1 protein-coding gene is annotated in these 740 nt (G+C 44.9%); it reads left to right on the forward strand.

The features are described 5' to 3' along the window. A partial coding sequence (locus tag ELS82_RS25535) for an IS3 family transposase (RefSeq protein WP_134837827.1) occupies positions 1-707 on the forward strand: 707 nt, incomplete at its 5' end. Between the last annotated feature and the right edge of the window lie 33 nt (positions 708-740).

Below are 740 nucleotides of genomic sequence, written 5' to 3' on the forward strand. Positions count from 1 at the left end.
AGTTAGTCATGTGTACCTTTGCGAAGCATCGTGCTCGCTATGGTTCAGTTCGAATCACCGATGAGCTGAATCAAGCAGGCTATGCCTGCTGCGTCAACTATATTGCTGATATCATGAAAGAAAAGGGTATCAAAGCACGCAATGGTATAGGGTTCAAATACACTAAGGATGTGGCAGCGATGACCAATGTAGCTGATAATTTATTACGTAGAGACTTTGAAGCAGAGAGCCCTAATCAAAAGTGGGTGACTGACATTACGTACATCTGGGTGAAGAGCCGTTGGCTCTACCTAGCTACGGTTCTGGACTTGCATTCACGCCGTATTGTTGGTTGGTCGTTAGATACGACGATGACGGTTCAACTGATTACGAATGCACTGAAAATGGCGTTCAAGTCACGCAAGCCACCTAAAGGCGTCATTATCCACTCAGACCGTGGTGTACAATACAGAGCACATGATTATCAGGACTTCATGCGTAAGCATGGAGGTGTGCCGAGTATGAGCCGTAAAGGTAATTGTTGGGATAATGCCGTGATGGAGTCATTCTACAGTCGACTGAAAGTCGAGCTGATATATGCAGAAGACTACCAAGATATAGAAGAAGCTCGAATGGGGATCTTCGAATATATTGAGATCTATTACAATCGAAATAGAAAGCACTCAGCGTTGGGCTATGTGAGTCCAGCCGAGTTCGAAAGTGTGTAGTTATGTTGTGTCCACTTTTCGTGGGGTACACTA

Source organism: Vibrio ouci, assembly GCF_004551525.1.
In the GTDB taxonomy this organism is placed as follows: domain Bacteria; phylum Pseudomonadota; class Gammaproteobacteria; order Enterobacterales; family Vibrionaceae; genus Vibrio; species Vibrio ouci.